8 protein-coding genes and 1 pseudogene are annotated in these 15049 nt (G+C 45.4%); all 9 read left to right on the top strand.

All coding sequences use genetic code 11. The features are described 5' to 3' along the window. A partial coding sequence (locus tag ACKI5J_RS05790) for a SusC/RagA family TonB-linked outer membrane protein (protein WP_407427445.1) occupies nucleotides 1–2679 on the top strand: 2679 nt, incomplete at its 5' end. A gap of 15 nt (nucleotides 2680–2694) precedes the next feature. After that, on the top strand, nucleotides 2695–4407 hold the full coding sequence (locus tag ACKI5J_RS05795; protein ID WP_407427447.1) for a RagB/SusD family nutrient uptake outer membrane protein: 1713 nt from the start codon (nucleotides 2695–2697) through the stop codon (nucleotides 4405–4407). 215 nt (nucleotides 4408–4622) lie between these two features. Then, nucleotides 4623–5642, top strand: coding sequence for a LacI family DNA-binding transcriptional regulator (locus ACKI5J_RS05800; RefSeq protein WP_407427449.1), 1020 nt, complete (start codon nucleotides 4623–4625; stop codon nucleotides 5640–5642). Between the two features lie 82 nt (nucleotides 5643–5724). Next, nucleotides 5725–6124, top strand: a pseudogene (locus ACKI5J_RS05805) (sodium:solute symporter family transporter); the annotation flags it as partial. Nucleotides 6125–6216: 92 nt separating this feature from the next. Further along, complete coding sequence (gene mgrA / locus ACKI5J_RS05810; RefSeq protein ID WP_407427451.1) at nucleotides 6217–7206, top strand: L-glyceraldehyde 3-phosphate reductase; 990 nt, start codon at nucleotides 6217–6219, stop codon at nucleotides 7204–7206. Nucleotides 7207–7366: 160 nt separating this feature from the next. Further along, nucleotides 7367–9694, top strand: coding sequence for a glycoside hydrolase family 2 TIM barrel-domain containing protein (locus tag ACKI5J_RS05815; RefSeq protein ID WP_407427453.1), 2328 nt, complete (start codon nucleotides 7367–7369; stop codon nucleotides 9692–9694). A gap of 563 nt (nucleotides 9695–10257) precedes the next feature. Continuing rightward, nucleotides 10258–11613: a glycoside hydrolase family 43 protein gene (locus tag ACKI5J_RS05820; RefSeq protein ID WP_407427455.1), complete on the top strand. Its 1356-nt coding sequence runs from the start codon at nucleotides 10258–10260 to the stop codon at nucleotides 11611–11613. Between the two features lie 7 nt (nucleotides 11614–11620). Continuing rightward, complete coding sequence (locus ACKI5J_RS05825) at nucleotides 11621–12994, top strand: glycoside hydrolase family 43 protein (RefSeq protein WP_407427457.1); 1374 nt, start codon at nucleotides 11621–11623, stop codon at nucleotides 12992–12994. Between the two features lie 10 nt (nucleotides 12995–13004). Beyond that, nucleotides 13005–15047, top strand: coding sequence for an NPCBM/NEW2 domain-containing protein (locus ACKI5J_RS05830; protein ID WP_407427459.1), 2043 nt, complete (start codon nucleotides 13005–13007; stop codon nucleotides 15045–15047). The last annotated feature ends 2 nt before the right edge of the window (nucleotides 15048–15049 follow it).

Below are 15049 nucleotides of genomic sequence, written 5' to 3' on the forward strand. Positions count from 1 at the left end.
GTTGTAGTGGTGGGTTATGGTACGCAGAAGAGGTCGGATATTACGGGATCGGTTGCGTCAGTATCCAAGGAACGTCTCTCCAAACTACCTGTTAATAATGTTATGCAGGCTATTCAGGGAGCAGTTGCGAACGTAACGGTAAACCAGGCGTCCTCTATCCCTGGTGATGCACCATCTGTTCAGATACGTGGCAGAAGCTCCATCAATGCTTCTTCAGAGCCGTTTGTTGTAGTGGACGGAATTCCGTTAACAAAAACTGATGGAAGTATTAATGACATCAATCCAAATGATATCGAATCTGTGGAGATCCTGAAGGATCCTTCGGCAGTGGCTATTTACGGGGTGAACGGGTCAAACGGCGTTATTCTGATCACGACTAAACGAGGTACGACGGGTAAACCGACAATCCGCTATAGTGGTTACGGAGGTGTGGAGAATGCTACCGACGTGCTGGAAGGTGCCACTCCTGATGAGATGTTAGCCAGATACGCTGAGTATGCGCGAATCAATCAGGCTCCCCTGTTTAACGGCGGGCCTGTTAGAAATGAATATGAGTTTGAAAACTACCAGAACGGAGTTTCCATCGATTGGCTTGACGCCGTTATGCAAACGGGTGTTAATCAGAATCATAACCTAAGCATGAGCGGGGGTAATGAATACGCCAAGTATTATGTGTCGGGCGATTACATGACGCAGAAGGGTGTAGTGCTGGGATATGATTACAAACGTTATTCGTTCCGTGCTAATACAGATGTTAAACCTACTAAGTATCTTACTGTTGGAACTTCTTCTTTTATTGTTTCTCATAACCGGGATGGCGGTCGTGCTCACTTATTGAATGCTACGGCAATGAGCCCCTTTGCGAGAATGTACGAAGCGGACGGCAGGCTTACGCAGTTTCCAATGCGAGGAGAGCAATTGTGGACCAATCCCCTGCTGCCAACTACCATTAATCCAGAGAGGCGCCAATTTAATATGACGCTAAATGGCTATGGCGAGCTTAACTTTGGGGAGCTGGCGAAGTCTCTAGAAGGATTAAAGTTTAGGTTGAATGCGGGATATACTTTCGTGCCTAGACGTGAAAACTATTATGAAGGCGAAACAGTGTATAATGTGAATGGTCGGGGTAGAATAACCAACACCGAGTCGCAAAGTTATACTATTGAAAATATCCTTACCTATAACAAGGATTTCGGTAAACATCACCTGGATTTTACCGGCTTGTACTCTGCCAAGCAAAAATATTGGCAAGAGGCATTTGCAGAAGGCCAGATTTTTCCGAATGATGACTTGGGTTGGGGTAACCTCGGGGGAGCCACCACCCAGATTGCATCATCTGTAGCTGATAAATACAACACTCTTTCGCAGATGGGTCGTCTGAATTACGGCTATGACAGTAGATATCTGGCAACGTTTACCGTACGCCGTGACGGATCTTCAGTGTTCGGTGCCAATAAAAAGTATGGGGTATTCCCCGCTGGAGCACTCGCCTGGAACATGCATAATGAATCTTTTATGAAACCAATAAAAGATGTTTTGAATAGTCTTAAACTTCGTGTGTCTTATGGCCTTGCCGGAAACGAAGCCATTGGAATCTACCAATCCTTATCGCTGTTGAACACGAATGGTCTCGCGATGGGTGGACAATCTAGAACAGCCCTCGATGTCAGGGCATTGATGGGAAATCCAACGCTGGAATGGGAAAAGAACCGCTCCTTTAACACCGGGCTTGACTTTGGATTATGGAATAACCGCATAAGCGGAACTGTAGATTTTTATAAGTCGAACACTTTCGACTTGCTGTTGCAGCAAAGCCTGCCAAGATTGACAGGTTATGAACGCGTTTTTTCGAATCTTGGCGAAGTGTCGAACACCGGTGTTGACGTAACGTTAAATACCAGGAATATCGTTAAAGAGAATTTCACCTGGTCAAGTGCAATAGTTTTTGCAACCAATAAAAACAAGATTACTAATCTCTATGGAAATGGTCAGAGTGATGAAGGAAACCGCTGGTTTATCGGCCAGCCTATAGGTGTGATCTATGACTATACGAAAGTAGGCATTTGGCAGGAAGACAAGATTGCTGCGGGTGTACATACCACCTGGGATGCGAATGCCCGGGCAGGTGACGTGAAACTGGCTGATCTTAGTGGAGACGGTAAAATTGATAATAACGACCGGTCCATTCTTGGACAAACTGCCCCAAAATGGACAGGAGGTTTAACGAATACATTTACTTACAAAAATCTTTCTTTAAATATCTTCATCAACACCGTTCAGGGCCATTTGAGAGAAAACAGTCAGCTGAGAGTGGCAGGTGATGAGACGGGCCGTCGAAATTCTCCGCGTATAATCGGTTACTGGACACCGGAAAATAAAAGCAATGAGTTCCGTTCACTTGGTAATAACTCAAACCGCTATGGATACGGATTTCCGTCAGATGCAAGTTTTACCCGGCTGAAAGATGTTACGCTAAGCTATACGCTACCTGGGGCCGTAATGAGTAAGATCGGTATTGGAAGCGTGCAGGTCTATGCCAGTGGTCGTAATCTGTATACCTGGACAAACTGGGTAGGATGGGATCCCGAATCACGCGATATAACGCGCGGATCTGAAAATGCAGACATCAATTACCCAATGGTAAGAAGCTTTGTTTTTGGCGCCAACATCACCTTTTAACTTAAATCACAGAAGATGAAATATCCTAAATATATATACGCTATCCTTGGTGTCACAGCGTTGACAGTGGCATCTTGCAAGGATGATTTTCTTGAGGAAAAACCTTATTCACAATATAGCCTGTCGGGATTAAGCGCCTCCACCATCGAGGCTCAGCTTGTAGGTTTACATCGTACATATGCGGAACTTTGGGGCTATAGCAGTGAACAGGGTTTTGTAGCTGCGTGGCACATCGGTACAGACATTGCCAGTGCGGGTTCCACGCAGGGGGTGGAAAATCCTTTCTATCAGTATGCTACTCTTAATCCGGAAAACGGAGCCGTGAGAGTGATGTGGCAGCGCTGCTATGACTTTATCAATAATGCGAACATCATCATTGCCGCAACCGGTGAGAATAATACAGCAGCGAATGCGGAAGCAAGGTTTTTTAGGGCCTACGCTTATAATACGCTAGTAACCTTATGGGGAGATGTGCCCCTACTGACAGAGCCCATCTCTGTTCCGACGTTTGACTTCACCCGGCAATCAGTCGCCGAAGTCGATCGGGTGATTGATGAAGATCTGGTATATGCCATTGCTAATCTTCCTGATGTTGACCAGCCCAGTGTTTATCAGAGCCGCACGAATAAGGATATGGCCCGGCAATTGGCCGCTGAGGCTTATCTGCGAATTGGAATGAGAGACAATGCATTTTTCGCTAAAGCCGAGCAAGCCGCTACCGATATCATTAACGGAGGAAAGTATAAGCTGATTGAAGCGAGGTATGGCCGGTTTACCGGAGAGGGTGGCGACTATTATCGTGACATGTTCCGGTATGGAAATCAACGGCGTAATCAGGGGAATACGGAGGCCATCTGGACTTTCGAAATGGAATATAACCGGAATGTGCCTAACGGAACAATTGACAACCCTCAGCATCGTCGTATCTGGCAACCGTCGTATCATAACTGGGCCGAGATGGTAAACGCTGATTCTTTAGGTGGTCGGGGAAACGGACGTCTTCGATTAAGCAACTTTATGAAATATACGGTATGGCAGGGGCTGCAGGGAGATATCCGTAATAGTAATTATAATATCCGTAGGACCACCAACTATAATAAGCCAGGCGTTAGTACGGTTATTGGCATTGACGCAAAGGGATTTCGCGTTGCAGCGAACTCTCCTCTTGCGGTGAGCACAAGGACGATTAGAACTGGTGATAAGGTAATACCGTTTGAAGCAGACAGCCTGCAAAACTGGTATCCCTTTCCGACCAAATGGGGGGGGTATGATCCTGCAGATGACTTTGGTTTTGCGTTGGTTAAAGATTATCCTGTGATGCGGTTTGGTGAAACGTATTTATTGCGTGCTGAAGCCCGCTTCCGTCAGAATAATCTAAGTGGGGCAGCTGAAGATATTAATGTTTTGCGCGACAGAGCCTTTAAGCTCGCCAGGACGGCTCAGGCTAATCCCAATCTTGGAAGAGTGACTGCCGGCGATATTAATATCGATTTTATCCTTGATGAACGTGCACGTGAACTTATTTCAGAAGAGAACCGTCGTATGACCCTTGTCCGCACAAATAAACTAAAAGACAGGATTGCTAAGAACGGCGACGCTGGCCCTGCAGAAAAGATCATTACCGGTTTCCAGGACTTTAATGTTTTGTTGCCTATTCCGTTACAGGATATTCAGCTTAACAATAAGTCAGGTGAGTCATTGGTGCAGAATCCGGGATACAGTAAGTAAGGACGGATGCCCGTTTAGATGAGCGAAGGCCTGAGAGAAATCTCAGGTCTTCGCTCTTTTCACGCGCAAACAACAACTCATTGAATGGCTATCTTGGTATGAGGGTTTTAATTATGCAGGAAGCCGAATGGTCTTTACTTCTTCTAACTGAAAAGCGTTTACCTAAATATTGTTTAGCAAATTTTTTATTATTATGTTCGTAAACGATTACGACGATGAAAAAACCGGTAACCATCAATGATATTGCAAAAGAGCTGAACATTACTGCGGCGACGGTTTCACGCGCTTTAAGTGATCATCGCGAAATTAGCGCTGCTACAAAAGAAATAGTGCGACAGGCTGCCATAAGGCTCGATTATAATCCGAACAAGGTTGCGTCTTCGCTGCGGTCGGGAAAGACAAATATTATCGGGGTGCTTATTCCTACAGCTGAACATATTTTTTTCGGTTCTGTGATTCATGGCATTTCCAATGCCGCCAGTATGAACGGATATGAAGTGTTGATTTACCAATCGAATGAATCAGAACAATTTGAGAAGAAGGGCATTAACGCGTTTCTAAGTGCGCGCGTTGATGGAATACTTGCTTCAATTGCTAAAGACACCAAAGATTTTTCACACTTCAGCTATGTTAAAGAAAAGAATGTTCCTATTGCTTTTTTTGACCGCTTCAATGACAGTTTGGGAATATCTTCAGTTTGCATTGACGATTACCGGGGCGCCTTTCTGGCTGTTGAAAGCTTAGTCAAAGAAGGATATAAAAGCATTGCTTATATTTCGGGTCCCTTGCACATCAAAACTTTTTCGGAACGTGTGCGGGGATATAAAGATGCGCTAGAACACTACGGTATTGATTTTGATCCTGCGTTTATTTACCCCGGGGATATCAGTATCGAGGCGGGAAAAAATGCCATCAAGGAGTTTTTTAAACTCAATAGGAAGCCTGATGCTGTCTGTGCGGTGGAAGACTTCACCGCTCTTGGGGCACTTAAGGAGTTGAAGGAGATGGGAGTAAATGTACCAGAGGATTTTGGGGTGATAGGCTTCTGTAATGATCTGTTCAGTGAACATATATCCCCATCGTTATCTACTGTAGATCAGCAAACTGTAGCGATGGGAGAGGAAGCATTTGAGCTTATTCATAAGTTGATCAACAATGGCCAGGTAAATCAACGGGTACATAGAAAAGTGCTCGAACCTGTGTTAGTGATCAGGGAGTCATCTAAAAGAAGATAAATACTATTTTTTTCCGGTTCTACGTAATCGATTACGGGATCTTACTGGAAATAAACTGAGATTGCCAATTAAACCGATTATGATGAAACATTTGTCCGTTGCGGATTATCTTGTGTTTTTGATTTTACTTCCTGATCATCGCCATCTACGGCCGGTGGATTTACCGCCGGAAAAAAACTGTCGGTCAGGATTCAAAAGAATACTTTCTTGCAGAAGGTTCATTGACCTGGTGGGCAATAGGGGCGTCCCTTATTGCATCGAATATTTCTGCGGAACAGTTTATAGGAATGAGCGGGTCGGGATTTAAAATGGGCCTCGCCATAGCAAGCTATGAATGGATAGCGTCTGCTACGCTGATTTTAGTGGCTATTTTCTTCATACCGGTATATCTCAAAAATAAAATTTATACAAAGCCGCAGTTCCTTAACCAGCGTTACAACGGTACAGTAAGTATGATTATGGCTGTATTTTGGTTACTGCTATAGGTTCTGGTGAATCTTACCTCCATCCTTTATCTAGGAGCATAACCGGAATACTAACCGCACTTTATACATTATACTGGTAAATATATTATATGACTTATATAGCTGCAGCAAATCGCTACGAGCGAATGGAGTACCGCAGGTGCGGAAATTCAGGATTAAAACTATCAGCGTTTTCGCTTGGTCTATGGCATAATTTCGGTTATGTCAACAATTTTGAAAATGCGCGGAACCTTTTAAAGACTGCGTTCGATCATGGGATTACTCATTTTGATTTAGCGAATAATTACGGCCCCCCGTATGGATCGGCTGAGAGTAACTTTGGCAGGTTACTGGATCTGGACTTCCGGCCTTACAGAGATGAACTGATCATTTCTACTAAGGCAGGTTATGATATGTGGGAGGGGCCTTATGGAAACTGGGGATCAAAAAAGTACCTTACCGCTAGTCTTGATCAGAGTTTAAAGCGTATGAAGCTGGACTATGTCGATATTTTTTATCATCATCGTCCCGATCCTGAAACTCCTCTGGAAGAAACCATGTCGGCTCTGGATTTGATTGTCCGTCAGGGAAAAGCATTGTACATAGGGATATCGAACTACCGGCCGGAGGAAGCGGCGAAAGCATTGAAAATATTGAAGGGACTTGGTACACCATGTCTCATTCATCAGCCAAAGTATTCTATGTTTGAACGCTGGGTTGAAGATGGTTTACTTCATTTGCTTGAGCAGGAAGGCGTAGGTTGCATCCCTTTTTCGCCGCTTGCCCAGGGCTTGCTTACAGACAAATATTTGCAGGGGATACCGGTCGATTCCAGGGTGGCAACCAGCGGGAAGTTTCTTAACGAAAGTCATATCACGCCTGATAAAATCGAAAAGATCGCCAAGCTCAACGTATTGGCAAGTCAAAGGGGACAAAAGTTGGCGCACATGGCTTTGTCCTGGTTGCTCAAAGATAGCAGGGTTACATCAGTTCTTATCGGCTCGAGTAAGCCTGAACAAATTGTGGATTCGATTATGGCCCTGCAAAATACTGATTTTAGTGAAGAAGAGATTGGCATCATCGACAATATTTTAACATAAACAACTGCCCCACGTCATCAACGCCAACGACATCGCAGCCGGGACGGATGAGCGTGTGAGAGATTCCGTTGGTAAAGAAAGGGGTACACATTTCGAGTATAAATGCGCTAAAGAAAACTAATCAATAATGAATAATACAACTAATCGAAAACTGAACAGCATGTTAAATTGGAAAAAACTCAGTCTGGTATTGCTCCTGGCACTATCACAAACAGTCATTTATGCTCAATCAAGAAAAATAACATCCTTCGATGAGAGCTGGAGGTTCTTCAAAGGGGATATGCCCGGCGCTGAGAAAGCGACTTTCAATGACTCGGAATGGAGACTCCTTGATGTGCCGCATGATTGGAGTATTGAGGGGCCATACGACAAATCCAATCCAACGGCACGCGGTGGTGGGTATTTGCCTGCCGGCATCGGCTGGTACAGAAAAACCTTCACACTGGATGAAACGGGCGTCCGGAAAAAGCATTGGATAGAGTTCGATGGTGTGATGATGAACAGTGAAGTTTGGATAAACGGAGTTTATTTGGGTAAGCGGCCGTACGGCTATATCAGCTTCGCCTATGATCTGACGAAACATCTGAAATATGGAAAAGACCGGAAAAATGTTTTGGTGGTTAAGGCCGATAATACTATCCAGCCTGCTTCCAGGTATTATCAGGGTGCGGGTATCTTTCGCCATGTTCGTTTGGTCTCCGTAAATCCGGTCCACTTTACAAAGTGGGGGACTTTTATCACTACGCCCAAAGCGACAGCTGCCAGCGGTACTGTAGTTGTTAAGGCTGAGGTGGTCAATACAAGTGGTAAAGCAGCTGAGTATACGGTTGAAACAATTATTCAAGATGACCGTGGTAAGGCTGTTAAGAGTTCTGTATCCAAGGAGTCCATAGCTGCGGGAGATACTCTTGAGTTTTCTCAAAATCTCGAAGTCGCGAAGCCTAAGCTTTGGGATATTGAGCAGCCTAACTTATACAAAGCGGTTGTTAGACTAAAATCGGGAGCAACAGTTATTGATGATCAGGCCATTACTTTTGGTATAAAAACGTCGAAGTTTGATGCCGCTACCGGCTTCTGGCTAAATGATAAGAATTATAAGATCAAAGGGGTTTGCCTGCATCATGACGCAGGTGCGGTAGGAGCGGCGGTGCCGTTAGCTGTTTGGGAGGAGCGCTTCAAACTACTGAAAGAAGTGGGTGTAAATGGAATCAGAACCTCTCATAATCCGGTAGCCCCGGAGTTCCTTGATCTTTGCGACCGTATGGGGTTCGTGGTTATGGATGAGACGTTTGACACCTGGACTGCATCTAAACATAATGGGGAGAAAGGTTATAATCTCTATTTCAGAGAATGGTGGGAGCGAGATACCCGCGATATGGTTTTACGCGACAGGAATCATCCTTCTATTGTGATTTACAGCATCGGAAATGAAATCCATGATCCGCTTACTTATCCTGAAGGTTACAAGCGTTACAAGGATCAGGAAGACGTAGTGAAGAAGTTTGATCCTACCAGGCCGGTGACGATGGCGTTATTTCGTCCAAATGTTTCGAAGGTGTATTCTAACGGCTTCGCAGAGCAGATGGAAGTTGTGGGGCAAAATTATCGGGAGAATGAACTTGTTGCGGCTCACGAAGCGAATCCTCATTGGAAAGTTATTGGAACCGAGAATACGCATGTATTAAATCAATGGCTCGCCTTGCGGGATAAGCCTTATATGGCAGGTCAGTTTCTGTGGACAGGATTTGATTATCTCGGTGAAGCAGACTGGCCGGAAACAACTAATAACCAGGGATTATTCGATCGTGCAAATAATTGGAAACAACAGGCGCTGCAACGCCAGAGCTGGTGGTCGGCTAAGCCAGTGGTTCGCATCGTTCGCAGGTCTGATAACGCGGGAGCAGGAAACTGGGTAGCGAACTGGACGCCGACGGACTTCGATACCTATGATAACGCAAAAATACAGGTATATAGTAATTGTGATGAGGTGGAGCTTTTCCTGAACGGTAAATCGCAGGGTACAAAGTCAAAGCCGGCTGACGATTCAGCCCGCGAGTGGGATATTACCTTTGAGCAAGGAACACTTAGAGCCGTAGGCAGGAACAAAGGGGTCGACGTCGCGTCGGAAGAATTTAAGACTGCGGGAGCTCCAGCGAAGCTGATACTGTCTGCTAGTAAAAATAACCTGGAAGCTAACTGGGACGACGCATCGGTCATCCAGGCAACCATTGTGGACGCTAAAGGGATTCCATGTACCAATGCTGACAACCTGATTAAGTTTAGCGTTACTGGTCCCGGAAAGATACAGGGGGTCGATAACGGGAACATTATCAGTCACGAACCCTATGCATCATCACAGTATCCAGCTTTTATGGGCAAAGCAATAGCAATTATTAAAGCTCAGAAAGGTCCGAATAAAAAAATAACAGTGAAAGCACAAGCGGATGGTTTAGAAGCAGCATCTGTGATTATTGATATCACTCAATAGTTGATGTATGTTTCATAGAGCTTCGTACAGCCTCGTGCGCATTTAAAGATATAACGGGGAGGCCTTCGGCTTCACGGGCGAAAGGCCTCCCCGTTATGCGGAAAAGTGGCATTCCTATTTATTATTAACATTGCCGTTTGTATGCGCAAACAGTACTGCTAAGGACGCTTTCTCGACTGCTGTGCTTACTGCTATTAAAAAAGCAGACAGACGCATCCGTCTCATACCGTAATTAATGTAAGCTTCAACCGGCCAACGAAGTACCTTGAGTCACCAAGTCTTTATGAATAATGAAAATCAAAGGACAGTTACAACGGGTTTTATAAGCAATAAGTAAATCCTCCGGAGCTCAGGACGTTATTGAACTAAGCCGCACAATCAAGTTTTCAGAAGTACTTTCCTGCCTTAAATGAACATTCTTGTTGCTCATTTAGACAAATGTCCCATTCTGTTCGCTTTCTTCTGTTGATTTTTGTTTTAAATGGTTGCCTGGCAGCCGTTGGCTAACCGTAGGCCTCGACTAGTGTCAAGTGTAAGCGCCTACTACTATAAATCAATTACTGATGGGTATTAAGAAAATCGGACTACAGCTGGCTGTGGTTTTTGCGGCCTTTACTGCACATGCACAAAATCCAATTATCCAAACTATCTATACGGCCGACCCGGCACCGATGGTATACAACGATACCGTTTACCTTTACACAAGTCACGACGAGGATAATTCAACCTGGTTCACCATGAACGACTGGAGGTGTTACTCGTCAACGGACATGGTGAACTGGACCGATCGGGGATCACCGCTCTCGCTCAAAACTTTCAGTTGGGCAAAGAAAGATGCCTGGGCTGCGCAGTGCATTCCGCGAAATGGTAAGTTTTATTTTTATGTGCCGGTTAATCATCATACACTGGGTATGTCGATAGGGGTCGCGGTATCCGATAGTCCTACTGGTCCGTTTACCGATCTTCTTGATAAACCACTCGTTCATAGTGGCAATGGAGATATTGATCCATCTGTTTTTATTGATACGGACGGGCAGGCTTATCTGTATTGGGGAAATCCCTATCTGAAGTATGTAAAGCTGAATGAGGATATGATATCTTATTCGGGAGATGTGGTTGAAGTTCCTCTTGAAAAAGAAGGTTTTCATGTGCGATACAAGGATACAGACAAGAGGCCTTCCGCTTACGAGGAAGCTCCCTGGTTTTATAAACGCAAGGATCTTTACTACATGCTCTATGCTGCGGGCGGGGTGCCTGAGCACCTGGCCTATTCAACCAGCAGTAGTCCTACCGGTCCCTGGAAGTACCGGGATACCATAATGCCGGTTATCACTAAAGGAGGGGCCTTTACCAATCACCCCGGTGTAATCGATTATAAAGGGAAATCTTATCTCTTCTATCATAACGGTGCACTTCCCGGAGGAGGCGGTTTTAACCGTTCGGTGTGTGTTGAAGAATTTAGCTACAACGAAGACGGAACTATTCCGCGAATACCAAATACGGTAGAGGGTGTGCGGCCAGTTGGTACTCTGGATCCTTATCAGCGTCAGGAGGCGGAAACCATTGCCTGGGAGGTGGGAGTTGAAACGGAGAGCAGTGTTGACGCGGGGGGATTATACGTGACGGATATAAGTAACGGAGACTATATCAAAGTAAGAAGCGTCGACTTTAAGAAAGGGGCCAAGGGCTTTGAGGCGGATGTGGCTTCTGTGAGCGGTGGTACAATAGAAGTGCGTCTTGGAGGTTTTGACGGGATCTTGCTGGGTAGATGTGAGGTATCAAATACCGGAGGAATGCAGTCGTGGAAAACGTCGTCAGCGACGATGAAGAAGGTTAAAGGGGTTCATGATGTCTATTTTGTATTCAAAGGTGGAGATGGTCCTCTGTTCAATTTTGACTGGTGGAAATTCAAAAATTAAATTTTTTATGCTAAATCGCCTTTTTGTTTTTGTCGTTTGCCTGTTTTATTCTTACGCAGGGTACACTCAGAATCCTATAATTCAGACAAAGTATACTGCAGATCCCGCTCCTCTTGTATATAAGGACACCGTGTTTCTTTATACCAGCCATGATGAAGATAATTCGCCTGTAGGGCAGGGTAAGTTTTTGATGCGCGACTGGCTTTGTTACACTTCTACTGATATGGTGAACTGGACAGATCGCGGTACAGTTGCTTCTCTGAGAAATTTTGAATGGGCCGATAAGGCCATAACCGGTTGGGGTGGTTTTGAAAATGGAGCCTGGGCTCCTCATACGATCGAACGTGATGGTAAGTTTTATATGTATTGTCCGGTTCAGGGAAGAGGAATTGGAGTGCTTGTAGCGGATAATCCCTTAGGACCATTTATAGATCCGCTGGGCAAGCCGCTGATAGGTGATAAGTATGACAGCATCGACCCCAGCGTATTTATCGACGACGACGGGCAAGCGTACTTATATTGGGGAAACCCAAACCTTTGGTATGCAAAGCTGAATAAGGATATGATTTCCTTGTCGGGTGAAATAATAAAGGATGCTTCATTTGCGAAAGTGAAAGATCAGCCAGATCCGTTTCACTATCAGGAAGGGCCCTGGGCATATAAACGAAATGGTAAATATTATATGGCGTATGCTTCGACTTGCTGTCCGGAGGGGATAGGATACGCAATGAGCGACAGCCCTGTAGGTCCCTGGGAATATAAAGGATATATCATGCCGCCTAACAAGAAATCCACGGGCAATCATCCGGGGATCATTGATTATAAAGGGAAGTCATATGTATTTGGATTTAACTTCCGCTTAAATTTCATGATCACGGATAAGCACCACGAAAGGCGCTCAGTATGTGTCGCGGAGTTACGCTATAATCCGGATGGTACTATACAGGAATTGCCCTGGTGGACAGAAGAAGGACTTGAGGAAACCGGTTCGATTGATCCGTATGTAGTTAACCAAGCGGAAACTATTGCCTGGGCTTCAGGCTTAAAGACCGCACAAGATTCTTCAGCAGAAGGCATATATGTAACTCAGATCAATGACGGTGATTACATGAAGGTACGCGGTGTTAATTTCCAGAGAGGATCAAAGGCTTTTTATGCAAATGTGGCGTCTTTATCTGGTGGATCTATCGAAATTCGTTTAGACAGCCTCGGTGGAAAGCTGATGGGAGTTTGCGATGTGAAGACCAGGGGTGGATTGGAGAGGTGGAAAACCGTGACTGCAAAAATCAGTAAAGCAAACGGCACACATGATGTCTATTTTGTATTCAAAGGTGTAAAAGGTGCTGATCTGTTCAACTTCAATTGGTGGAGATTTAGTTAGGGAAAATCGAATGGAAATCGGAAAAAGATCTATGCTTGTTCTGGCATTAATAATAGTGGGGCTGCTCTTTACTAATGGCCTCGTATATGCCCAGAAAAGTCAGACAGTGTGGCTCGACCAGCTTGATCTAAGTGCGGCTACACAGGGCTATGGCGTACCCAAAAGGAATAAAACGGTCGACGGGAACATTATGACCATAGCCGGAAAAACGTTTGAACGGGGATTTGGAACACATGCTGAAAGCTCTCTTACTATTCAACTGAATGGACAAGCGAGGAGCTTTACCGCACAGGTAGGTGTGGATGATGAGATGAAGGATCATGAACCGGCTGTTGAATTCATTGTAAACGGAGACGGGAAAACACTTTGGTCAAGCGGTGTGATGCGTTTGGGTGATAGGGCAAGAGCCTGCTCCGTCTCTCTCGCTGGTATTCAAAAAGTTGAACTTGTGGTTGCCGATGGAGGTAACGGAAATTATTATGATCACGCGAACTGGGCTGACGCCAAGTTCGAAGCTGCAGGAGTTCAGACTTTTGCGACGACTAACCCTGTTCCCAGCGAACCTTATATCTTAACACCGGCGCCTCCCGCTAAGCCCAGGATTAATGGTGCAAGAGTATTTGGTGTACGGCCCGGGTCGCCTTTTCAATTTAGAATACCAGCTACAGGACTTAGGCCTATGACCTTTTCTGTAAGCGAATTGCCTGAGGGACTTCAGATAGACACAGAAACCGGTGTCATCACGGGCAAGCTTTCAAAAGCCGGAACTTACATTGTTGGCTTGAAGGCAAAGAATGCAAAAGGGGTTGCGGAAAAAAAGCTCCGCATTGAGTGTGGAGAGCAGATTGCCCTGACGCCTCCTATGGGATGGAATAGCTGGAATTGCTTTGCAGGTGAGGTTTCAGCAGAGAAGGTGAAGCGGGCGGCTGAAGCGATGGTCAGTAGCGGTCTTGTAAATCATGGCTGGACTTACATCAATATCGATGACTTCTGGCAAAATAACCGGGATTCTAAAGACCCTGCGTTGCAGGGAAAGTTGCGCGATGGGGCAGGTAATATTCTGCCAAATGCCCGGTTTACCGATATGAAAGGTCTCGCCGACCATGTGCACGACCTTGGTCTGAAAATTGGGATTTATTCGAGTCCAGGTCCCTGGACATGCGGTGGATGTGCAGGCAGCTATGGCTTTGAAAAGCAAGACGCGGAGAGCTATGCGAAATGGGGTTTCGATTACTTGAAGTATGACTGGTGCAGTTACGGTGGAGTAATTGACGGATTGCCGGATAACGACCCTTACAAGGTGGGTTCGCTATCTTATCAGGGGGGCAGTGAACTTACAACCGCGATGAAGCCATTTAAAGTTATGGGCGACCTTCTGCGTGCGCAACCAAGGGATATTGTATACAGCTTATGTCAGTATGGAATGTCTGATGTTTGGAAATGGGGTAACACGGTTGGTGGCCAAAGCTGGCGCACTACGAATGATATTACCGATACGTGGACAAGTGTAAAGAATATCGCTCTGGCCCAGGATCAGTCGGCAGCATGGGCTAAACCCGGAAGTTGGAATGACCCCGACATGTTGGTTGTAGGTACGGTAGGTTGGGGTGACCCACATCCCAGTAAGCTTAAGCCAGATGAGCAATACCTCCATTTTAGTCTTTGGAGCTTGTTTTCGGCGCCCTTGCTGATTGGCTGCGACATGGAAAAGCTGGATGCATTCACCTTGAATTTATTGACCAATGATGAAGTGATTGCGATTAATCAGGATCCGCTCGGTAAGCAGGCGACTTGTGCCCAGACGATCGGTGACCTGCGCATTTACGTTAAGGAGCTTGAGGACGGCAGTCGCGCAGTGGGGTTCTGCAATTTTGGTCTCGAAAAGGTTAATCTTTCTTATAGTGATTTTCAAAAGCTGGGAATTACGGGTAAACAAAAGGTCCGTGATCTTTGGAGGCAGCAGGATGTTGCGACTATACAGGCCGGAGACGGGGTGCTTTCAGTTAAAGTTCCGGTTCACGGGGTAATGCTATATAAATTAACATCGCTGTAGAT

Origin of the sequence: Arcticibacter sp. (genome assembly GCF_045629565.1) — a bacterium.
Classification (GTDB): Bacteria; Bacteroidota; Bacteroidia; order Sphingobacteriales; family Sphingobacteriaceae; genus Arcticibacter.

Excerpts from the sequence above, each read along its gene's own strand:
- ACKI5J_RS05830 (WP_407427459.1), top strand. The coding sequence starts at position 13,005 with ATGGAAATCGGAAAAAGATCTATGCTTGTTCTGGCATTAATAATAGTG.
- ACKI5J_RS05800 (WP_407427449.1), top strand. The coding sequence starts at position 4,623 with ATGAAAAAACCGGTAACCATCAATGATATTGCAAAAGAGCTGAACATT.
- ACKI5J_RS05825 (WP_407427457.1), top strand. The coding sequence starts at position 11,621 with ATGCTAAATCGCCTTTTTGTTTTTGTCGTTTGCCTGTTTTATTCTTAC.
- ACKI5J_RS05820 (WP_407427455.1), top strand. The coding sequence starts at position 10,258 with ATGGGTATTAAGAAAATCGGACTACAGCTGGCTGTGGTTTTTGCGGCC.
- mgrA (WP_407427451.1), top strand. The coding sequence starts at position 6,217 with ATGACTTATATAGCTGCAGCAAATCGCTACGAGCGAATGGAGTACCGC.
- ACKI5J_RS05795 (WP_407427447.1), top strand. The coding sequence starts at position 2,695 with ATGAAATATCCTAAATATATATACGCTATCCTTGGTGTCACAGCGTTG.
- ACKI5J_RS05815 (WP_407427453.1), top strand. The coding sequence starts at position 7,367 with ATGTTAAATTGGAAAAAACTCAGTCTGGTATTGCTCCTGGCACTATCA.